Below are 20,141 nucleotides of genomic sequence, written 5' to 3' on the forward strand. Positions count from 1 at the left end.
CCGGCGATCTACCGCACAGGATCCAGCGCGGAGACGAGCCATCGGCCGTCCACCTGCGCGATCTCCACGCGGAGGCTGGTCGAGGTGGCACGCGGGTCTGGAGTGTCTGCCGCAGTGACGGTCTGGTTGACGAACAGCAGCGCGACGGCCTCGGCGTCGTCCATCGAGACGAGTGCGGCACCCGACACGACCGCGCTCGAGGTGAGTCCGCGTTCGATCGCTCCCGGAACGACGGACTGCTCGGCGAAACCGGAATAGTAGGTGAGGAAATCGCCGGTGAGGCGTGCCTTCGCGCCGTCGACGTCGGACTGCACGCTGTCGGCTCGGTAGGACAGGACGGCGACGGTCCCCTCCGTCGCCGCCCTGACGACGTCAGACTCGACGGCATCGGATACCACCCGATCCGGGACCGTCAGTACGATGGCGACCGGGACAGCAACCAACGCAACGACTCCGACGGCGATCGAGATCTGCGCACCCCTCCGGCGCAGGCCTCGTCGTCGGTCGGTCGCCGCGTTGTCCTCGACCGCATCCTCAGGTTCCGTGTCGGCGTCCAGAGTGACCGCCACATCGTCGCTCACGGCACGAACTGCACGTCGGACAACGCAAGGCGGTCACCGTCGCGTGCGACCGAGACGCGCAGGCGCCAGACACGCGGCTCGTCCGTGGCTCCCGAGGCATTGGTGACCGTCGACGTCGCAGCCACGAGCACCTGCGCTTCGGAATCGGTCATCGACTCGATTCCCGCCTCGCTCACCGCTCCGGTGGCAGTGACGTCCGCATCCCGGACGACGGACACGAAATCTGCTGCGCGCTCCGAGAACTCGTCGCGGAAGCGACCGGTGGACGCCGACGTCACCCGCTCGACGTCCGCATCGACCGTGTCTGCGGAGATGGTCGTGAGGTCGAGAACGCCCTGCCGTGCGACCTGCAGGTACTGCTGCTCGAGCGTGGCGCGCTCCCGAACCTCCTGAGATTGCATCCACGTCGAGGCCGAGACCGTGACCGAGGTGGCCACCGCAGCGACAGCGAGTACACCGACGATCACCCGCGTTCGTGTGCGCACAGCCCCTCCTGTCCCGGGCCACCTCCAGCGCGGCCCTCGGGGTCGACCGTACTACAGAGTACGGCTGCTGATTCCGAAACAGCGGAACAGAATTCGTTGCTCGAAACGCTTTCTCCATACCCGGTAGTACGGTACGTTCGCTCCACACGAACGACCGGATTTCACCGATCGAAAGCAGGGGGGCAGGTGCCGGAGACAGTCGACGAGTTCCAGCGAATACCGTACGAACCGGCGCGGGACGGGCGCGTGGAGATGCATTCCGGACTCTCCCGGCACTACCCGACGCTGCATGCGAATCTGGTGTCGCCCAGCGGCAACCCTGATCGACGCGTCGGCATCCTGATGGCGCACCCGTCGAGCGACTTCCTGTCGCACTTCCTGCTCCGCGGATTCGCCGCCGCCGGCATCCCCACGATGGGTCTCAACACCCGCTACTCCTCCAACGAGCCGGCACTGATCATGGAACGCGCGGCCCTGGACGTGGGCGCCGGTGTGCGGTGGATGAAGGACGAGCTCGGGTTCGAGAAGGTCGTTCTCCTCGGATTCAGCGGCGGCGGTTCGCTGTCCGCGTTCTACCAGTCGCAGGCCGAGACTCCGACGATCACGACGACTCCCGCCGGTGACCCGGTCGATCTCGCGTCGGCGGAGCTCGTTCCTGCGGATGCCCTCATGCTCGTCGGAGCGCACTCCGGACGCGCCCGCGTCCTGCGCCACTGGATCGACGGAGCAGTCGTGGACGAGTCCGACCCGTCCTCGGTCGCCCCCGACCTCGACCTCTACGCACCTGGACGTACGACGCCACTCGACCGCACGTGGGTCGAGGAATACCGGGCGGCGCAGCTCTCCCGCATGCGCAGGATCGACACGTGGGCGTGGAGAGAACTGGAGGATCTCACTCGGGGCGGGGCGTCGGACCGAGCCTTCGTCGTCCATCGCACCGTGGCAGATCCGCGCTTCGTCGACATGACGCTGGATCCGAGTGATCGGCTGCCGGGCAGCATGTACGGGAATCCGGTCGCGGCCAATTCCGCCGCCGGCGGACTCGCGCGCTTCGTCTCGGTCCGCAGCTGGCTCAGCACGTGGAGCCTCGACCACACGAACGTGGATGCCGTGCGCAACCTGACCGACGTGAGGGTTCCCACCCTCGTCATGCCTCTGCTCGGCGACCAAGCCGCCTTCGCCGACGATGCGCGTGCGATGGCCGCAGCTCGCGGTGACGCGACGGTCATCGAGATGCCCCACCTGAACCACTACCTGGTCGATCAACCCGACGGAGTCGACCGAGTCACCACCGCAGCGCTGGCATGGCTGACCACCGCTCTGTCGGAAAGGACACCGAGATGACCAGCGCTACCCGCACTCCCACCGCGTTCACCTACTGGGACCACCGGCAGAGTCCCCGCATCCAACGCGCCGAAGCATTGTTCGAGCGAGTGTTCCGGTCGTCGCCTTTTCCCAGCGATGACGTCGCGCGGGAGTTCTGCGAGAGTCTGTTCCTCGGCGACACCGTGGCCGAGAACTTCGTCGACGAGGTGTACGCGGCAGACCCGACCGGAACACGCGCCCTCCTCGACCGTGCACTGGCTCACGGGATCGACTCTCTTCCCGACGTTCCCGAGAGCATGCGCGTCCTGTTCGACGAGTTCGAGACCGAACCGGACTGGCTCGACACCGATCTGGTGGAGCGCGGGGCCGCGGTGTGGCGACGGTGGGGCACGATGCTGTTCACCGTTGCCGGCGGCATCACGCTCGAGATGTACACCGAGGCTGCCGTCGCCACCCCGCTCTCACTGGCAGGCGGGTACGCCGGCGACAACGCGATGCGCCGATTCCTCGAGACCTGCAAGTTCTGGATCGACACCTCCGAGCCGGGTGCCCTGTCCCGCATCGGGTCCGAAGGCCGAGCCACCGCGATGAAGGTCCGCGTCATGCACGTCGCCGTACGCCGCAAGGTCGACGGACACCCGGAGTGGGATCGCGAGAAGTGGGGCTACCCCATCAGCCAGGGGTATCAGATGCTGACCCTCCTCGGTGGCAGCACCGTTCCGGCACTTGCTCTGCGGCTGGTGGGTCTGCAGACCACCGCCGACGAGATCCGGGCGTTGCTCCATTTCCAGAAGTACATGGGCCACCTGCTGGGTGTCGACGTGTCGAACTTCCCCACCACCATCGCCGACTCGCTCCGCATGACGGCGATGGTGTCGGCCGCCCGCAGTTACGACGCCGGACCACACGGCAAGGAACTCATCGAGTCCTTCCCCGCAGGCTTCGCACCGCGCCCCGAGCAGCGAGGCCTCGCGCGTCTCCGCGCGCGGTACAACTACGGCATTCACGGCGCTTACACCGCTCTCTTCATGAGTCCGGTGACACGGTCGGACTACACGATGCCTCGTGCGTTCCCGTGGATCCTGATCATCCTCCTGCGCTTCCCTCTCCTGACAGCGATCGAGCTCTCCCGACGATTCCTGCCCGGAGTGGCGCCCGTCATCGAGAAGGTCGCTGTGGCACAACGACTCCGGTGGTACCGGGACCAGATGAACGGCCGCGAGGCCGAATTCGACGCGAACGGAGCACTGCGACGATGACCGAGTATCTTTCCGGCTTCGGCAACCAACACCAGTCCGAAGCCCTCGACGGTGCACTCCCCCGAGGTCAGAACTCGCCGCAGCGAGCGCCCCACGGCCTCTACGCGGAGCAACTGTCCGCGACGGCGTTCACCGAGCCGCGAGAGGTCAACCGACGCACCTGGACGTACCGGATCCGCCCCAGTGCAGCGCACCCGCGGTATCACCCCATCGACCATCCGACGCTCCGATCCGCGCCCCTGACCGACGGGGTTCTCGACGTGAACCGGCTTCGGTGGAACCCGGTGGCCCGCCCCTTCGAGACGGCCGACTTCCTCGACGGCCTCACGACCGTCGCCGCGAACGGTGATGCGCTGCAGCGTGACGGCATCGCGATCCACCTGTACCACGCGACGAGTTCGATGACCGATCGCTACGTCGCGGACCTGGACGGCGAGTTGCTGATCGTTCCCCAATCGGGCCGTCTGCGGATACACACCGAGGTCGGAATCGTCGACGTCGCTCCCGGCGAGATCGCCGTCGTCGGACGGGCCATCACGTTCCGAGTCGTGCTGCTCGACGACGATGCCGCGGGCTATGTGTGCGAGAACTACGGGTCCTACTTCACCCTCCCCGAACTCGGACCCATCGGCGCGAACGGTCTCGCCCACGCGCGGGACTTCCACTACACCGTCGCAGCATTCGAGGACGACGACCGACCCGTCGAGAAGATCCAGAAGTTCGGCGGCCGACTCTTCTCGACAGAGCTGGACCACTCGCCTCTCGACGTGGTGGCCTGGCACGGCAATCACGGTGTGTACAAATACGACACTGCCGATTTCAACGTCATGGGGACACTCGGGTGGGACCACAGCGACCCGTCGATCTTCACGCTTCTGACGTCGCCCTCCGAACGGCCGGGACAGGCGAATGTGGATCTCGCCATCTTCCCGCCGCGCTGGAACGTCGCCGAGCACACGTTCCGGCCCCCGCACTTCCATCGCAACGTCATGACCGAGTTCATGGGACTGGTCCGGGGGCAACACGATTCCAAGGCGGAAGGCTTTCTGCCCGGGGGTGCAAGTCTGCACAACATGTGGGGTGCGCACGGACCGGACCAGGAGACCTTCGACCTCGCCACCGCGGCCGACCTGGCACCGCAGAAGCTCGAAGGATCGTTGCCGTTCATGTTCGAGACGCGGCTCCCCCTGCTCGTCACCCCACTCGCCCACGACGCACCGCATCGCCAGCCGGACTACGACTCCTCGTGGGCCGGACTGCAGCGCCACTTCACGTCTCCCCTCACTCCCACCAACCCGGAGCAGTCATGACCGCGAGCACCACCACCCGTCCCTCTGTCGCCCTGCCCGATCCGCTGCTGCGTATCGGCGGCGTCTCGCAGGCTGCCTCCGGTGGGCAGACCTACGACAGCATCGATCCGACCACGGGTGCTCTCGTCACCTCCGTCGCTGCCGGCGCCGAGGCCGACGTCGACCGGGCCGTCCGCGCTGCACATGCGCAGTTCGACGGTGACTGGTCACGCGTCAGCGGCCCGGAACGTACGAGGATCCTTCTCACGATCGCGGATCTGATCGATCGCGACTGCGAGACCCTCGCCGCACTCGAAGCAGTCGAGATGGGCAAGTTGTTCCGCGACTCCGTGAACGGCGACATCCCGGCCGCTGCCGCGGTGTTCCGGCACTTCGCTGGGTGGGCGGACAAGATCTCCGGAACCACCGTCATGTTGCCGGACTTCGGCCCGCAACGCCGGTTCGGCTACACCGTCCGGCAGCCTCTCGGTGTCGTCGCCGCGATCACGCCGTGGAACAACCCGCTGTTGATCGCCGCGTGGAAGCTGGCACCCGCACTCGCCGCAGGGAACACGGTGGTGATCAAGCCCGCGGAGGACGCGTCCCTGTCCACGCTGCACCTCGCGGATCTGTGTGCCGAAGCCGGTCTACCGCCGGGTGTGCTCAACGTGGTCACCGGTCTGGGCGTGACCGCCGGTGCGGCCTTGGCCGGCCATCCCGGTGTGGACAAGGTGTCCTTCACCGGCAGTCCCCGTGTCGGCCGGCAGATCCAGGCGCTCGCGGGCAGCACGTTCCGCAAGATCGTCCTCGAACTGGGCGGTAAGGCACCGCAACTGATCTTCGAGGACGCCGACCTCGACGCGGCGATGCCGTGGATCGCGATGGGCAATTTCTACCACCAGGGGCAGGTATGTGCCGCGGGCACCCGCGTCCTCGCTCACGAGTCCGTCGTCGATCGCGTCGTCGAGGGGCTGGTTGCCGCTGCCGACGCGGCCGTGATCGGAGACCCGTTCGACGATGCGAGCACGATGGGCACCATCGTCAACGAACGACAACTGGACGGCATCATGGGATACATCGACTCCGGTGTCGCCGAGGGTGCAGAACTGGTGACCGGGGGGCGCCGACTGGACGGCCCGGGACAGTTCGTGCAGCCCACCGTCTTCCGCGGACACAACGACCTGACCATCGCCAGGGAGGAGATCTTCGGCCCCGTCGCCACCGTCATCAGCTTCTCGTCCACCGAGGAGGCCGTAGCGATCGCCAACGACACGCAATACGGCCTCAACGCGATGGTTTACTCGCAGAACATCTCCCGAGTGCACTCCGTCGTCGAGCAACTTCGCGTGGGCACCGTGTGGGTGAACGGGTGGGGTGTGCCGGACCCGGCTCTGCCGTGGGGCGGACGCGGCGCGAGCGGGGTCGGCCGCGAACTCGGCCGCACCGGACTCGACGGAGACACCGAAGAGAAGACCGTTCACATCGGATTCTCCGCATGAGCGCGCCGGAGATCGTCGAGACCTGGAACGGCCCCGGCCGACGCGACGCTCGGCTGACCGACGTCCACCCGCGGCACAATGCCGCTCATCCCGTGCCGGGGAGCCGGTCCGGCTTCGAGCACTGGTACTTCGACGCCCACCTCGACGACGGTCACACCATCATCGGGTTCCTCAACCTGCGCCGGCCGGAAGAGCCTGCGCTGGTGGCGAAACCGAGCGTGGAGATCTTGATCTACGCACCCGACGGCTCACGGCGGCAGATTTTCGTCCGTCACTCCAAGAAGGACGCCACCGCGTCGATCGCCGCCTGCGACGTCGTCGTGGGGCCTAATCACGCGTGGGCGGAGTTCCCCGCCGACGGGCTCCCCATCCATCACCTCTACCTGTCGGAGGAGGACGTCACCTTCGATCTCCGCTTCCACAACGAACTTCCGAGCTGGATGCCCGGCGAGGGAGAGACGTTGTTCGGAGGCACCGACGTCTTCGGCTGGGTCGTCGCCGCGCCGCGTGCGCGGGTCGAGGGATCCATCACCATCGCCGGAAGAACCACTGCCGTCACCGGGCGCGGCTACGCGGACCACAACTGGGGCGCGGGCGACATGAAGCGCGTCATCGACCGCTGGCACTGGGGCCGACTGTACGACGACGACTATTCCTTGCTCTATGCCTTGGTCAAGACGCAGGCTCGGCTCGGTGCCCACGAGAGTCGCCCACTGATGTTGGCGTACAAGGGCGAGATCGTCCTGAGCTCCGGCGAAGCGGACGTCACCGAGGGGCCGATGGTGTTCAACGAGATCGCCAATCGGTCGTACCCCGCGTGGCTCCGCATCGAGGTACCGGGACAGGTGTCCCTCCTGCTGACCGTCCAGAACGTCGTGCACGCCCACGACCTGCTGGACGACGTTCCCATCGCCGGCCATCGTATGTTCCGCCCGTTGCTCTACAGCCTCGTCGGACACCCCGGGTACTTCCGCTTCGACTCGACGTTCGAACTGACCGTCGTACGTGACGGGGTCACCGAAACCCGAACGGGCCGAACACTTCACGAGCTCGTCGCCCTGAACTGACGCCTACGATTCCAGGGAGACATCCGATGCACACACACTCGAAGGGCGTGCGACCCGCCGCCGTCACGTTCACTACAGGACTCGCGCTCGCGTTGATCTCGGCAGTCGCCCCGTCTGCGTCCGCCACGCCGAACGATGTTCTCGGCAGCTTCCAGCTTCGAGACTGCGTCGAGGTGTCCGCCATCGTCTCAGTGTTACGCGAGCGCGCAGCCGCCGCACTGCCGGACGGCTACACCTCCTCGTCGTTCATCGGATTGCCCGGTGGCCCCGGCATTCCGGGTAATTCATCGCTCCTGATGGGTGTCGAGACCTGCCAGAGCGGGATCATCGACGGCGTCCCCGTCGACGGTCCCGTCGCCTTCGGTGAGCGCGTCCTCTCCGTCGACCGCGAGGATGCTCGGCCGGGATACCACTTCTAAACCGTCGAGCAGGTCACAGACAACCAACAGATCTACGACTTGATGCGGGAGGCCGGATTCGACATCGCATTGGTGCCGGGAGTCGGCGCCACTGCCGACGCAGTCGGAGGATTCTCGGAGGGCGGCTCCGTACGGATCGTGGACGAGGCGCCCGTTCCACGACTGCCGTCGCCTCTCGGGCAGGTCAGCATCTGGAAGGACACCGAGAACAGCAGAAGTGCTCTCCGCTTGACGGTCCATCGGCCGACGGCGCAGGCCGGGATCGGGCACGTGACCGCCGAGCCGAATTCACCCATCACGTTCCTGATGGGCACCGAGACGGCAACGGGAATCGGAGCGATCAACAGGTTCGACTTCGATGCTCGGGTGGAGGTGGTGCGCTGACCCACACGGGAACAGTCGTGGTCCAGAAGGTCGGCTGTCGATCACCCGGCCACTGCTCGTAACCGCTCGACCTCGCTGCGAGAGTGGCGTACGGACTCGGTGTCCTCCCCCTTCTCGCGGGCGACATCGTGCGCCAGGTCCAGAACGGCGCGACGCAGATGTGTGCGGGCTCGTCGGGCCTTCCGAGTGGGCGCGGACTTCACGAATGCCTTGCGTGCCCTCTTGTCCAGCACACCGTCGACCTCGGCATCGGTGACGACACCGGCCTCGACTTCCGGGGCGAGGATGTCGCGGACGAACTGATACTCACGCGGTGCGGCCCGGCGGAACGCGATGGTCAGCACCGTGAACCCGATGACGACCGACGCCAGGAGCACCACGAAGTTTCCCAGACCGCCGCCCCCGAGACCGCCGGCGTCGTCCCATGTGAAGTGGAGGAACATGCCGGCGACGACGAAGGCCGCACCACGCCCGACTCGCCGGGGTTGCGCTGCCGTCCCGATCAGATAGACGGCTCCGGTGCAGACGAGGGCACTGAACAGAGGGTGGGAGGCGAAACTGACGGCGATGCGTACGACGGACATGTGCACCGCGTTGCCCACGGGATCGGTGCCGAATGCCCGAGCAGTGGAACTCGCCGCGTAGAGGAAGTCCTCGAACACGGCGAATCCGAGCCCGATGAACGCTCCGACGATGAGGCCGTCGTTCGCGGTGCGGATGAGACGCGGGGCGAGGCTCATCAGGAGCAGGAAACCACAGAGTTTGGCCGCCTCCTCGGTGAACGGTGCCGTCGCACCTGCCGCCCAGTTCGCGCTCCATTCCTGACCGAACAGCTTGGGGTAGATGCCGAGCATCGCCGTGTTGACGGTCATCGCAAAGGCGAACGTTGCCGGGACAGCGCCCCACACGAGGGCAGCGACCACGAGCCCGCCTGGTTGCCGCTCCCACCGGTCGATGTGATGGAACCAGACAAGCCACGCGAGTCCGCACAACCCGCACAGCACCGCTGCGACCGCGAACCCTTCGGCGTAGAACCCGGCGTCGGGTGCGAAGAACGCCCACGCCTGGAACGCACCTATGGCGGTCAGCGCCAGGTAGACCCAGAAGGAGAGGTTGTGAGGCTGCATGAAGTGGAATCTCGCACCCCACCCGGAGATCTCGACTGCTTCCGCTCGGCGTTGACCAGCTTCGGTGCCGACCGTCTCGGGAGACGTACGGGGGTCGACAGTGCTCATGCGTCGTCCCCATCCACGGTACGGATGCTCGCGATCATCGCTCGGACGTCGTCGAGGGCTGCGGTCATCTGGGTGGGTGGCCCGTAGGCAGTGATGTCGACCCCTGTGCCGCCGAGAACGAAGGCCGCGATCACCCCGTCGCTTCGCACGCTGTTGTAGGGCTGCGCGACTCCGGTCTCGCCGGCCGCCGTGGTGAGAGTGGCCCTGTTCCCGTCGACCCGGAAGGTGGGGTCGTCCGTCCGGGACGTGACCTTCTGCACCTGGTCGAGCAGCTGATCGGGAGTGCCGTCGTACGAGTCTGTCGACACCTGGAAGGTGATGCCGGCCCCGGCGAGGGTGGCATCGCCGAACGTGCCTCCGTCTCCGACACGGAAGCCGGACTCGACGTCGTAACCGGCGACGGGGGTGAAGACGAGGGTGTCGGTGAGTGCAAGCTGCTGCCCTGCCAGAACGGGGTCGTCCCAGTCGAGGGCAGCGTCGATGCGCGGAACCACCACGGTGAAGATCAGGAACACAGCGAGCACGACGAGCGCCGGTGGCCACGTTCGACGGTCGAGACCCAGCACACGATGTTCGACCGGTACTCGATGTCGATGTGCAGGAGCGTTCAACAGTGGTGTCACGGATACCCCTCGAACTCGTCGTTGTTCGTACTTTGTCACAAACCACGCGGTCCGTGCAGTCCGCTGTGAACGACCTCGACGAGAACGGCGAGTCGAGTGTCAGAGTCCGGCGATCACCCGATCGAGCCACTCGACCATGACCGCGCGCTCGGCGGCGCTCAACGTGTCCAACGCCGGCGTGATCGCACGAAAAGCGACCGCGGCGGCGGCGTGGTCGTCCTGCTCGCGGTCGGGCGGGTCGGCGAGGATCTGCCGCATGACGGCATCGAACATCGCGTCGGCCAACTCGTCGTCGCGGTCCTCGGCCGGAGTCGCGAGAAGCACCGAGATCGTGCCCACACCCGCTGCCTGGACGAGTCCGAGGGCCCGTTGTTCGCTCACCCGCAGTCGGCCCGTCTCGGCGACCCTGTGTATCCGAGCCCGGAGGACGTCCATGCCGGCCTGCGCCGCGCGAGATCGTGTCAGGTGCTGCGGGCCGTTCATCATCCGGAACAGTTCCGGGTTGGCGATGCCGAACTCGACCTGCGTCAGCCACCCGTCGTGCAGGTCCACGAGGGGATCCACGCCCTGCGACGCGGCCGTCTCGGTGATGCGTCTCTTCATCGAGACATGCTCGGCCAGAACATGTTCTGCGACGGATTCCAGGAGACCGTCCTTGTCGCCGAACAGTCGATAGATCGTCGGGGGCTGTACGTCGGCACCCTCGGCAACCCCACGAGTGGTCACTGCGGCCACGCCGTGATCGCGCAGCAGGACGGCCGCGACCTCGATGATCCGCGCCCGGACGTCGCCTCGAGTGCTGGTCGGCTTGATCACGTTCCAACGATAACAGTCTCGTGATACCGTCGTGTTTCCATCGATAACAACGGTGCGATACCAACGAAACTGAGGCACTCATGATCGTCATTACCGGCGCCACCGGCGCGCTGAACGGCGCCACTGTCGACCACCTGCTCAGACATCGCCCCGCTTCGGAGATCGCGGTGGCGGTCAGAGACGCGTCCAGGGCCCGACGCTTCGCCGATCTCGGCATCGAGGTGCGCCACGGCGACTACGCAGACCCGGCGTCGCTGCCGGACGCGTTCGCGAATGCCGATCAGCTGCTGCTCGTCTCGTCCAGTGATCCGAGGGCCGACGCAGTCTCCCTGCACCGCAACGCGATCGACGCGGCCGTCACCGCGGGCGTGGGGCGAATCCTGTACACGAGTCATCAGGGGGCCGCGGACGACACACCGTTCGGTCCGGGTCGAGACCACGCGGCGACGGAGCGGCTGCTGGCGGGTTCCGGCCTGCCGTGGACCTCGCTGCGCAACGGCTTCTACGCCCACAGCCTGGCCTGGTCGACAGGCCCCTGGCGCGAGTCCGGTGTCATCACCGTTCCGGCCGACGGTCCGGTGTCGTGGACGTCCCGAGCGGATTCGGCGGAGGCTGCGGCGGCGATCATCGCATCGAACGGCGCGTACGACGGACCAGTCACGGTGACCGCCGAGTCCGCACCCACCTTCGAGGAGGTGGCGGCGATCGCCTCCGACGTGGCCGGGCGGACGGTACGGCGAGTCCTGATGGACCCCGAGGACTGGATCGCAGCCCGGGTCGCCTCGGGGCAGCCGGAATTCGCGGCTCGCTTCACACTCGGGATTTTCGACGCTGCAGCCGGCGGTTGGTTCGCCGGCGTCGATCCACTGCTGGGCCAGTTGCTCGGCAGGTCGCCTGCGACCGTGCGCGACGCGCTGACTCTCGCGTAGCCTCCACGGCGCCCGTCAGAGCCCGAGGGTGGCACTCCAGGACAGCGAGACTCAGGCCGATCGTTCCGCCGTCACTCGCAGCCGTTGTGCTGATCGGCATGTTCGGAGGACAATCACCGGATCGGTGACGTGTTCGGTGAGAGGGTGTGCGATGTCTGTGTCGTGGGAGTCTCTGTCTCGTCGGCGCGGCGTACGGGTGACCGGCGGGCTCGTCGGCGTGTACGTCGGCCTGGTGGCCTACTGGTTCGTGCAGGATGCCGCCCACCGTGTGGCAGCCCGGAAGGCTGAGGCATAGCCTCCGTTCGTGCCGCTCCGAGTCTTCGTCCGATGTGAGGGGTTGTCGGACAACAGGATGCCCCTACGACGCCGACCCTGAGTGCCGCATCGACGACGGGGACCGACCCATCGTGCGGGTGAACGCTCGCGAGAACGCCGCGTCGGACCCGTATCCGAACGAGGCCGCGACCGAGGAGATGGTGGCGTTCGATCTCATGAGCTCCGCCGCCGCGAGCTGCATGCGCCGACGGGTCAGGTGGACCAGCGGGGCCTCACCCACCAGCGCGGTGAAGCGCGCGGCGAAGGCGGATCGAGACATCGCCGCCGTCCGAGCCAGATCCGCCACCGTCCACGGCCGCTCCGGATGCCGGTGCATCGCGATGACCGCGGCACCGATCTGTCTGTCGCGCAACGCCCCCAGCCAGCCGCCGATCTCAGCGCCCTCCTCTCGGAGCCACGCTCGGACGAGATCGATGATCAGGATGTCGGCAAGCCGCGTCACCACGGCCTCCCCACCCGGCCGGCGGGCAGCGGCCTCGTTCGCGAGCAGTTCCAGTACCGCGGCCGAGACCGCAGACCCGCGATCACCCACCAGCACGTCGGGCAGCACGTCGAGGAGTGAGCGGGCAGTCGGATGATCGAACTTCACTGCGCCACAGATCAACACGGCCCGCTCGCCCCCGCCGCCGTGCTCGAGAACGATGAAGCGGTCCGAGATCCACTCGGGCTCCGGGTCGTACATCGACACCGACAGGGATGACGGATCGTCCACCACTCGGTGGCCTCGACCGTGCGGGACCAGCACGCACTCACCCTCGCCCACCAGCCGAGGGTCCGTCCCCGGCAGGTCGAGCAGGCACGATCCCACCACCGGTGCGTGAAACCACAGGCAGTCCTCCATCGCGGGGATGTCGAGACCCAGGGAGCCGTCAGTTCCGATCGAACGTAGAACACCCCACGCATCCGCAGCGAGTGCAGGGCGTCGCCGAGCGCATCGTCACCGCGCCACATCCTGGACGATCGATCATCAACGGTGGACTCCACGGTATTCATTGTCCACCACGAACCCGGCACCGTGAACATCGTGACCACACAACGAACCATCACTGTTCTCGGCGCCACCGGCCGAACCGGACGACGCCTCACCGACACGCTCCTCGGCCGCGGATGGAAAGTACGCCGTGTCGCGCGCACCGCACGGCCCCACGCACACCCGGCTGCCACCACGCACACGGGCGACCTGACCGACACCGACTTCCTCACCACCGCGTTCACCGGCGTGGACGCGGCCTACGTCCTCGTCCCATTCGACCCCACGGCACCCGACGTCCGAGCACACATGAACGACACCGGGTCCTCCATCACCGACGCACTCCGACGAGCACGGGTGCCACGCGTCGTCGCACTCAGTTCCCTGGGCGCCGAACTCGAGCACGGGACCGGATTCCTCACCGCACTGCACGCTCAGGAGCAGCGACTCACCGCCCTCGAGACCGATCTCGTCCTTCTCCGACCCGGCTACTTCTTCGACAATCTCGACCCCGTCCTGCCCCACCTTCGCCACATCGGGGCACTCCAGGACTCCATCGCCCCCGACGTGCCCCTGCCGATGGTGGCGGCCGGCGACGTCGGCGCAGCCGCGGCCGCGGCAGTCGAGGAACCCGAGCACCAGGGCACCACCATCCGCGAGATCAGGACCGCAGTCGATCTCACCCTGACAGACCTCGCCGCTGCGGTCGGCCGAGCACAGGGCATCGGCCATCTCCCCTACCAGCAGCTCCCCGACGAGGAGACGATCACCCAGCTACTCCAGGTCGGATTCTCCGACGATGCAGCGAGATTGCAGGTCGAGATGCACCGCGCGTTCTCTGCAGGACGCGTCGCCGCGGCGGGGGACGACCCCCGCGCCCCGACGACGGTGGACGACTACCTGGCATCGCGGGCGTGAGCGTCTACCGAAAGCGTGGCGTTCCCACGTGTGCTCACGACGCCGTGGTCGAGCCCCTGATCACAGCTGCCACGAGATCAGGATCGTCCCACGTGGGAACGTGCCCCAGATGCTCGTGGACGATGACGGCGGAGAGGGACGGCAGCCCGTCGAGGTCCGTCTCCGCTGCACGGATGAGCGGGTCTCTGCCCCCGTAGACCACGGTGATCGGGACATCGATCTCGGCTCCGCCGCCGAAGCGGGTGCCCTCGAGGGCCGACATCGTGCGGTCGAAGTCGCACGTGGCGAGGTTGCGTGCATCGTCGGCTGCCACCACCGACGGGATGCGCCACGGACGGCCGAACAGCCCGAACAAGGCGACGGTCCGCGGCAGTGGCCGGCGCAGAAGGAACCCCGCACCCGGAACGCGAGACCCGTGCACCCACACGGAGAAGAGCACCTGCCGACGCACACGGGCTGTGCCGCCCGTCGAGCGCCACAGCCCGGCGGGCATGAGTGCACACACGGACGTCGCCCGGCCACGGCGCGCGAGCTCCAACGAGAGCCACCCGCCGAGCGAATTGCCCACGAGGTGCGCACTGTCCCAGCCCAGTTCGTCCATCACCAGCTCCACCCGGTCAGCCAGTCGCGCCGGCGTGGGTGCGTCACCGTCGCCGAGGGGATCGCTCTCTCCGAAGCCCGGGAGATCGATCGCGACGGTGTCGAAGTGATCAGCCAGTGTCGGAATCACGGGGTCCCACATCTTATGTCGATGCCCGATCCCGTGAATCAGGAGCATGGGCGCTCCCCGGCCGGTCCTGCTGTAGCGAGGCAGTGCGGAGACATCGATGTCGGTCACGGGACAAGTATCGGTCCGAGACGGGCACCACCGATGTGGAGTGTGGCCAGTATCCGTGCGATGGGTCGGGACATTCGACAACCGAGCCGTGCGCGTGCGGTCACGCGGGAGCGACCACCAGCTCGGGTGGAGTCGTCTGAACGGCTCAGAGGTGGCGCGCAGCGAAGTCCACCGCGCACCGCAGCGTCTCGCGGCCTTCCGGAAGTACGCCTGCCAACACGGGAAATGCGTGCACCTGACCCCGCCACACATGGGTCTCGACGATCCGGCCGGCGTCCTCGAGCTTGCGCGTCATCGCCTCCACGTCCGGGCGCATCAACTCGTACTGCGCCGAGGACAGGAAGACCGGCGGAAACACCGACGGATCGGCATCGATCGGAGACGCTGCGCCCGGGATGGCGTCCGGACCGTTCATCCAACGATCCTCCAGCGCGAGAACCTGTTTCATCGGCAGATACGCGTCCCGCTTCATGAACGCACGGGAATGGCTCCTCAGGTCCAGATTGAGCAACGGCGAGAATCCCAGAACGGCCGCGGGTGGTGTCAACCCTTCCAGCGCAGCCAGTTCGGCGACCTTCATCGCGAGGTAACCGCCGGCCGAGTCTCCCGCCACGATGATCTTCGACGGATCGGCCACCGTCGCCGACGCGGCGCGGTAGGCGGCCATGGCATCGAAGATCGACGTACCGATGCCGCCGTACGGAATCTGCCGGTACTCCACGGAGTACACCGGAACACCCGCACGGGCGGCGATCATGGCACATGCACCGCGGTGGGTCGCCAGTCCGCAGAAGACGAAAAGCCGCCGCCGTGAAAGTAGAGAACCGTCGCACCGGCCAGAGAGCCGGTGGCCGTCCGAGGATGTGTCGTCTTCTCGCAGGGCACACCACCGAGAACCACCTGGTCGATGGTGACGCGAGGCGGCTTCGGCAGTCGGTCGACGACGCGATCGAGGTGCCCGATGGCCTTGATGCCGCCGTCGGTGAGCGGCCACATACTCAGGGTCGGCTTGAGGACCGCCTTCATCGCCGCCGACAGGACGCGTGCCTGCGGACTGACGTCGTCGTGCCAGGTGAGTGTGCCCGTCATCGTCTCGTCGTTCCCCTCGTGCGATGAAGCGTGGAGACGATCGACGCTATCAGCCCGGCTCCGTGCACCGATTCCGACAGACTCGAGCTCGGCTGTGCTCGTGGGAGCTCGACTCGGGTTTCCCGCGTGAACGTGCTGGGTACGTATACGACGAACGTGCCTGGACGCACTAGAGAAGCTCGGTGGTTCACCGTGAAACGCATCGTCGTCGCCCTGTCGGTACTGGCTCTCGTCGCCGGCTGTTCCACCGACGACACTGCACCCGGGCCGACGCAGACACCCGCCGCCGAACCGGCTCGGGCGCCCGCAGCGCAGGATCCGATCGGCACCGTCGTCCCGCTTCCGGGCGCACCCGAGGGAATCGTCGTCACCTCGTCCGGCATCGCCGTCGCCGCAGTGCGTGAACCCGATGGCCTGAGGCTGCTCGACGCGGCGACCGGAGTCGAGCGATCGTTCGTGCCGACGGTCGGTGCGCCGCGACACCTCTCCCTCGCCGGCCCGGACGGACCGGTACTCGCGCCCCTCGAGTCCAGTGACGAACTGCTCCTGGTCGATCCGGCGAACGGAGCGACGCTCTCCACCACCCGCGGCGTCGGACGGCAACCGCACGATGCCGTGGTGACCGCCGACGGCACGACCGTCGTGACCAACGAGATGGGCGGCGGAGTCGTCTTCGTACGCAACGGTGTCGTGACCGCATCTCTCCCCGCCGGTCCCGTGCAACCGGGCGGCGTTGCAGCCGTCGGCAATTACGCAGCTGTCGCAGATGTGCAGGGCAACGGGATCTGGATCTACAGCGGGCCGGACCAGGAACTCGTTGCACAGGCCCCACTGGGAACCAAACTGACGCATGCGACATCCCTCGGCCCCGACCTCGCTGCCTTCGCCGACACCGACGGTGGCGCGGTATACCTCGAACGCATCACTCCCGACATCAGCGAGGTCGCTCGCATCGACGCACCCGGTAATCCTTACGGGCTCGCCTACGACGCCGATCGGAAGCTCCTTCTGATCACGCTGACCGAGAGCAACATCCTTCGTGTCGTCGATGTGGCCGAGCCGGCATCGCCGCGGATCGTGGTCGACTTGCCGACGGTTCGTCAGGCCAATTCCGTTGCCGTGGATCCACGAACGGGAAACGTGTTGGTGACAGGCAGTGATCCCGGCGCGGACTCGAGCCTGCAGATCATCCCGGCCGACAGTGTCGACGTATCGTGACGCGTGCCTGCGCGACGTTCACGATCGGTGTTCGGTGAACACCCGGCGCAACCCGACGAAGCGCACCACCGTGGCCACGAGGTTCGCGGCCACCAGGACGGACACCTCGATTGCTCGCGATGCATCGGGTACCCACCTTTGGAGGAGTACCAACGAGCCGCTGGTGACCGCCAGCCCGAGGGCGAAGACGACGAGCCCTTGCACGTACTGGCGAACGATCGCATCGGTTCCACGGATTCCGAAGGTGAACCGGCGGTTGATCGCGGTGTTGGCGAGCGCAGAGACGAGGAGCGCGAGCACGTTCGCGGCCTGGGACGACATGACGACTCGGAACACCAGAAACAACAGAACGTACGCAGCGGCGCTCGCACCGCCGACCAGATAGAAGCGGAACAGCACACTCCGGGTGCCGGAGGTCGCGGTCAGAGTGTCTCCCCCGTCGGCCTCGAAACAGGGAGTGCAGCCACGCATCGGGCGAACTCGCTGTCCGGGTGGCACTGTCGTGCGATCGGGTCGAGATCGACGAGTTCGTCGGCGTCACGCAGAGTCGGTGCTGCACCGACGACGAGGCCGCGGCGCTGCAGGGCGTCCCGGGTGTCGTAACCGGTGCGGTCGGTGGACATCTCCACTACTCGCAGGGCCTGCGCATCTGATGCGTCGTGCAGTCCGAGCACCCACCACCCTCCGTCCTCGGCACGGCCCAGGATCGCCGACGACGGTGCCAGAGCCTCACCGAGGTCGGTGAGCATCGCGGGGTCGACCTGCGGTGTGTCCATGCCTATCTGCACGACGGGGCCTGATCCGGCGGCGTCGTGATGCGCATGAATCAGGCGTTCCGCAAATCCGCCCCCGCGTTGGTCGATGACCAGAAAATTTGCCAGGGACTCTCGGATCTCGTCGCTGCGCATCGCCTCGGCCAGGTCGCCGGTCATCGCGACCACCCGCCGGGCGAAAGGAGCCTGCCTCGCCGCGGCGAGTGTGTCGAGCAGCGCCGCGGCCGCCACCGACGCGGCGTCCTCGGCGGTCATGGCGGCCATCAATCGAGTCTTGGCGAAGCCGGGTACCGGCGCTTTCGCGATGACGAGCAGCGTCGCGTCGATCATGGAATCACCTTCGCAAAATCCCAGACGGCCACCACCGTGCCGCGAACCGACCCCGACACCTTCGACACTCCCCCGGTACGCGGGCGGTAGGTGATGTCGCGCTCGACAACTGTCCACCCTGCCCGTGCGGCGAGAACCAGCAGCTGCAGCGGGTAACCGGAGCGTCGGTCCGGGACGTCGAGCGAGAGCAGATCCTCGCGGCGCGCCACCCGAAGAGCGCCGATGTCGTGGACGTCGATCTTCAGCCGTCTGCGCAGACGCCAGGCGATGGCCTTGTTGCCGAGGCGGGCGTGCCACGGCGAGCCACTGCGGTGCACCGGGCGGCGCCGACCGACGACGAGTTGGGCGGAGTCCAGCGCTGCGACGAGCCCGGGCAGTTCGCGCGGGTCCACATCGACCCGTCCCCGTCCATGACGGCGACGACCGTCGTTCGCGCGGCGGTGATTCCGGCGTGCACGGCGGAGCCGTACCCGGGAACAGCCTCGACGACCACCTGCGCCCCGTGCGCGCGGGCCACGTCCGCGGTGCCGTCGGTGGAGCCGTTGTCGACGACCAGGCGGTGATAGCCGTCGGGCACGGCGTCGAGAACATCGGGAAGAGATTGCGCCTCGTTGCGGCACGGAAGTACGACGGTGACATCGGAAGGATCGATCATTGTCACACCACCGGAGCCGAGCCGTCGGATGCCGCCCGAAGCGGTGCCGACGCGAACCGCGTCAGGCCCTCGTCCGGACCGACGGCAGCTCGGAATCGGAGAATCTCGTCGGCCCGATCGGCACCGGCAACGATGTGCCGCACGTCGCCGGGACGGAACTGACCCGTCACCTTCGGCTCGATGCCGCCGCCGTGTGCACGACACAGAATGCGGGCCACATCGCCGATCGAGATCGGGTGTCCCGAACAGACGTTGCAGGCCACGAACCCCGCTCCGTCGTGCTCGACGGCGGCAAGGTTGGCGGCGGCGACGTCCCGGACATCGACGAAATCTCGCATCTGCCCACCGTCCTCGTACACAGTCGGTGATTCACCGCCCTCGAGCGATGAGCGGAACATCGCGGCGACACCGGAATACGGTGTGTCACGCGGCATTCGGTCACCGTAGACGTTGTGGTAGCGCAGCGCCGTGACCGATCCGCCCGTCGCCAGCGACCAGGCGAGTGCATAGTTCTCCTGCGCGAGTTTGCTTGCTGCATAGAGACTTCGGGGCTCGAGCGGAGCGTCCTCGTCCACCGTCTCCCACGTCACCGGCTCGTCACCCTCCGGGCACTTCGCATCGAAGACCCCGTTCCGCAGATCCGACGGGTTCCGGGGGCGCGGACGGACGACACCGTGCACGGGGCAGCGGTAGCGACCTTCGCCGTAGACGACCATCGATGACGCGAGAACCAGCTTCCGACACTCGGCTCGGGCCATCGCAGCAAGTACTTCGGCAGTACCCAGGTCGTTGTGGCTGGCGTATGCGGGTGCGTCCGCAGTGCTGACGCCGGCTCCGACGACGGCGGCCTGGTGACACACCACGTCGACCCCCGCCATGACATCGTCCAGAGCGCCGGGGTCGCGGACGTCGACCGTCGTGACGTTCGGCGCGTGCAGTGGCGTCGAGCCGTGCGCCGAGGGTAGGAACGCGTCGACAGCCGTCACGTCGTGGTCGGCCGCCAGTAGTGCTTCGTGAATGTGTTCACCGATGAAACCGGCCGCGCCGGTGAGTAACACGTGCATCGTTTTCTCCTTGTCGTGTCGATCGAGGGGGGACGGGT

20 protein-coding genes and 2 pseudogenes are annotated in these 20,141 nt (G+C 67.1%); 10 read left to right on the top strand and 12 right to left on the bottom strand.

Annotated features, from left to right (window positions below):
• Positions 1-8 precede the first annotated feature (8 nt).
• Together QE397_RS15900 and QE397_RS15905 are read right to left on the bottom strand one after the other, a co-directional pair.
• Entirely contained in the window at positions 9-581 is a 573-nt protein-coding gene (locus QE397_RS15900; RefSeq protein WP_307095866.1) for a hypothetical protein, read from the bottom strand.
• The gene (locus QE397_RS15905) at positions 578-1,066 is read right to left on the bottom strand and encodes a hypothetical protein (RefSeq protein ID WP_307095868.1); all 489 of its coding nucleotides are present in this window, start codon (positions 1,064-1,066) and stop codon (positions 578-580) included. Before QE397_RS15905 ends, QE397_RS15900 begins: the two co-directional genes overlap by 4 nt.
• 252 nt (positions 1,067-1,318) lie before the next feature.
• Between QE397_RS15905 and QE397_RS15910 the strand changes: the two genes are divergently transcribed.
• From QE397_RS15910 to QE397_RS15940, 7 genes are read left to right on the top strand one after another with little or no spacing between them, the layout of a single operon-like run.
• Entirely contained in the window at positions 1,319-2,410 is a 1,092-nt protein-coding gene (locus tag QE397_RS15910) for an alpha/beta hydrolase (protein WP_307097596.1), read from the top strand.
• Positions 2,407-3,651, top strand: coding sequence for an oxygenase MpaB family protein (locus QE397_RS15915; RefSeq protein ID WP_307095870.1), 1,245 nt, complete (start codon positions 2,407-2,409; stop codon positions 3,649-3,651). The genes QE397_RS15910 and QE397_RS15915 overlap by 4 nt, the downstream gene beginning before the upstream one ends.
• Positions 3,648-4,961: a homogentisate 1,2-dioxygenase gene (hmgA, locus tag QE397_RS15920; protein WP_307095872.1), complete on the top strand. Its 1,314-nt coding sequence runs from the start codon at positions 3,648-3,650 to the stop codon at positions 4,959-4,961. The genes QE397_RS15915 and hmgA overlap by 4 nt, the downstream gene beginning before the upstream one ends.
• A complete protein-coding gene (locus tag QE397_RS15925; protein WP_307095874.1) occupies positions 4,958-6,439 on the top strand; it encodes an aldehyde dehydrogenase family protein in 1,482 nt (493 codons plus the stop codon). Before hmgA ends, QE397_RS15925 begins: the two co-directional genes overlap by 4 nt.
• Complete coding sequence (locus QE397_RS15930) at positions 6,436-7,506, top strand: lipocalin-like domain-containing protein (protein ID WP_307095876.1); 1,071 nt, start codon at positions 6,436-6,438, stop codon at positions 7,504-7,506. Before QE397_RS15925 ends, QE397_RS15930 begins: the two co-directional genes overlap by 4 nt.
• A gap of 26 nt (positions 7,507-7,532) precedes the next feature.
• Positions 7,533-7,925 (top strand): hypothetical protein, encoded by a 393-nt coding sequence (locus QE397_RS15935; RefSeq protein WP_307095878.1) that lies wholly within the window; start codon positions 7,533-7,535, stop codon positions 7,923-7,925.
• Positions 7,926-7,964: 39 nt separating this feature from the next.
• Positions 7,965-8,309 carry a hypothetical protein gene (locus tag QE397_RS15940; RefSeq protein WP_307095880.1) on the top strand — a complete coding sequence of 115 codons (345 nt, stop codon included), beginning with the start codon at positions 7,965-7,967 and terminating at the stop codon, positions 8,307-8,309.
• Positions 8,310-8,350: 41 nt separating this feature from the next.
• Here the strand turns inward: QE397_RS15940 and QE397_RS15945 are convergent, their stop codons facing one another.
• From QE397_RS15945 to QE397_RS15955, 3 genes are all read right to left on the bottom strand, one after another.
• Positions 8,351-9,544: a PrsW family intramembrane metalloprotease gene (locus tag QE397_RS15945; protein ID WP_307095882.1), complete on the bottom strand. Its 1,194-nt coding sequence runs from the start codon at positions 9,542-9,544 to the stop codon at positions 8,351-8,353.
• Positions 9,541-10,110 (bottom strand): hypothetical protein, encoded by a 570-nt coding sequence (locus tag QE397_RS15950; RefSeq protein WP_307095883.1) that lies wholly within the window; start codon positions 10,108-10,110, stop codon positions 9,541-9,543. The genes QE397_RS15945 and QE397_RS15950 overlap by 4 nt, the downstream gene beginning before the upstream one ends.
• A gap of 156 nt (positions 10,111-10,266) precedes the next feature.
• The gene (locus tag QE397_RS15955; RefSeq protein WP_307095885.1) at positions 10,267-10,983 is read right to left on the bottom strand and encodes a TetR/AcrR family transcriptional regulator; all 717 of its coding nucleotides are present in this window, start codon (positions 10,981-10,983) and stop codon (positions 10,267-10,269) included.
• Positions 10,984-11,063: 80 nt separating this feature from the next.
• Here QE397_RS15955 and QE397_RS15960 point away from each other — a divergent pair, with 80 nt between their 5' ends.
• Positions 11,064-11,912, top strand: a complete 849-nt coding sequence (locus QE397_RS15960; RefSeq protein WP_307095887.1) for an NAD(P)H-binding protein — start codon at positions 11,064-11,066, stop codon at positions 11,910-11,912.
• A 358-nt stretch (positions 11,913-12,270) separates the two neighbouring features.
• Here the strand turns inward: QE397_RS15960 and QE397_RS15965 are convergent, their stop codons facing one another.
• Entirely contained in the window at positions 12,271-13,089 is an 819-nt protein-coding gene (locus QE397_RS15965) for an AraC family transcriptional regulator (RefSeq protein ID WP_307095889.1), read from the bottom strand.
• A 183-nt stretch (positions 13,090-13,272) separates the two neighbouring features.
• Here QE397_RS15965 and QE397_RS15970 point away from each other — a divergent pair, with 183 nt between their 5' ends.
• Positions 13,273-14,136, top strand: coding sequence for an NAD(P)H-binding protein (locus QE397_RS15970; RefSeq protein ID WP_307095891.1), 864 nt, complete (start codon positions 13,273-13,275; stop codon positions 14,134-14,136).
• 34 nt (positions 14,137-14,170) lie between these two features.
• On the opposite strand, the gene QE397_RS15975 is transcribed toward QE397_RS15970, so the two are convergent.
• A complete protein-coding gene (locus QE397_RS15975) occupies positions 14,171-14,974 on the bottom strand; it encodes an alpha/beta fold hydrolase (RefSeq protein ID WP_307095893.1) in 804 nt (267 codons plus the stop codon).
• Positions 14,975-15,119: 145 nt separating this feature from the next.
• A pseudogene (locus QE397_RS15980) lies at positions 15,120-16,063 on the bottom strand (alpha/beta hydrolase).
• A gap of 192 nt (positions 16,064-16,255) precedes the next feature.
• Here QE397_RS15980 and QE397_RS15985 point away from each other — a divergent pair.
• A complete protein-coding gene (locus QE397_RS15985; protein ID WP_307095895.1) occupies positions 16,256-17,281 on the top strand; it encodes a hypothetical protein in 1,026 nt (341 codons plus the stop codon).
• Positions 17,282-17,299: 18 nt separating this feature from the next.
• On the opposite strand, the gene QE397_RS15990 is transcribed toward QE397_RS15985, so the two are convergent.
• The 4 genes and pseudogenes from QE397_RS15990 to QE397_RS16005 all read right to left on the bottom strand — a co-directional run bounded on the left by QE397_RS15990 (position 17,300) and on the right by QE397_RS16005 (position 20,103).
• On the bottom strand, positions 17,300-17,752 hold the full coding sequence (locus QE397_RS15990; protein ID WP_307095896.1) for a GtrA family protein: 453 nt from the start codon (positions 17,750-17,752) through the stop codon (positions 17,300-17,302).
• Entirely contained in the window at positions 17,704-18,384 is a 681-nt protein-coding gene (locus QE397_RS15995) for a DUF2064 domain-containing protein (RefSeq protein WP_307095898.1), read from the bottom strand. The genes QE397_RS15990 and QE397_RS15995 overlap by 49 nt, the downstream gene beginning before the upstream one ends.
• Positions 18,381-19,039: pseudogene (locus QE397_RS16000) on the bottom strand (glycosyltransferase family 2 protein). Before QE397_RS16000 ends, QE397_RS15995 begins: the two are co-directional and overlap by 4 nt.
• 2 nt (positions 19,040-19,041) lie before the next feature.
• Positions 19,042-20,103 (bottom strand): NAD(P)-dependent oxidoreductase, encoded by a 1,062-nt coding sequence (locus tag QE397_RS16005; protein WP_307095901.1) that lies wholly within the window; start codon positions 20,101-20,103, stop codon positions 19,042-19,044.
• Between the last annotated feature and the right edge of the window lie 38 nt (positions 20,104-20,141).

This window comes from Rhodococcus sp. SORGH_AS_0301 (genome assembly GCF_030818285.1).
In the GTDB taxonomy this organism is placed as follows: Bacteria; Actinomycetota; Actinomycetes; order Mycobacteriales; family Mycobacteriaceae; genus Rhodococcoides.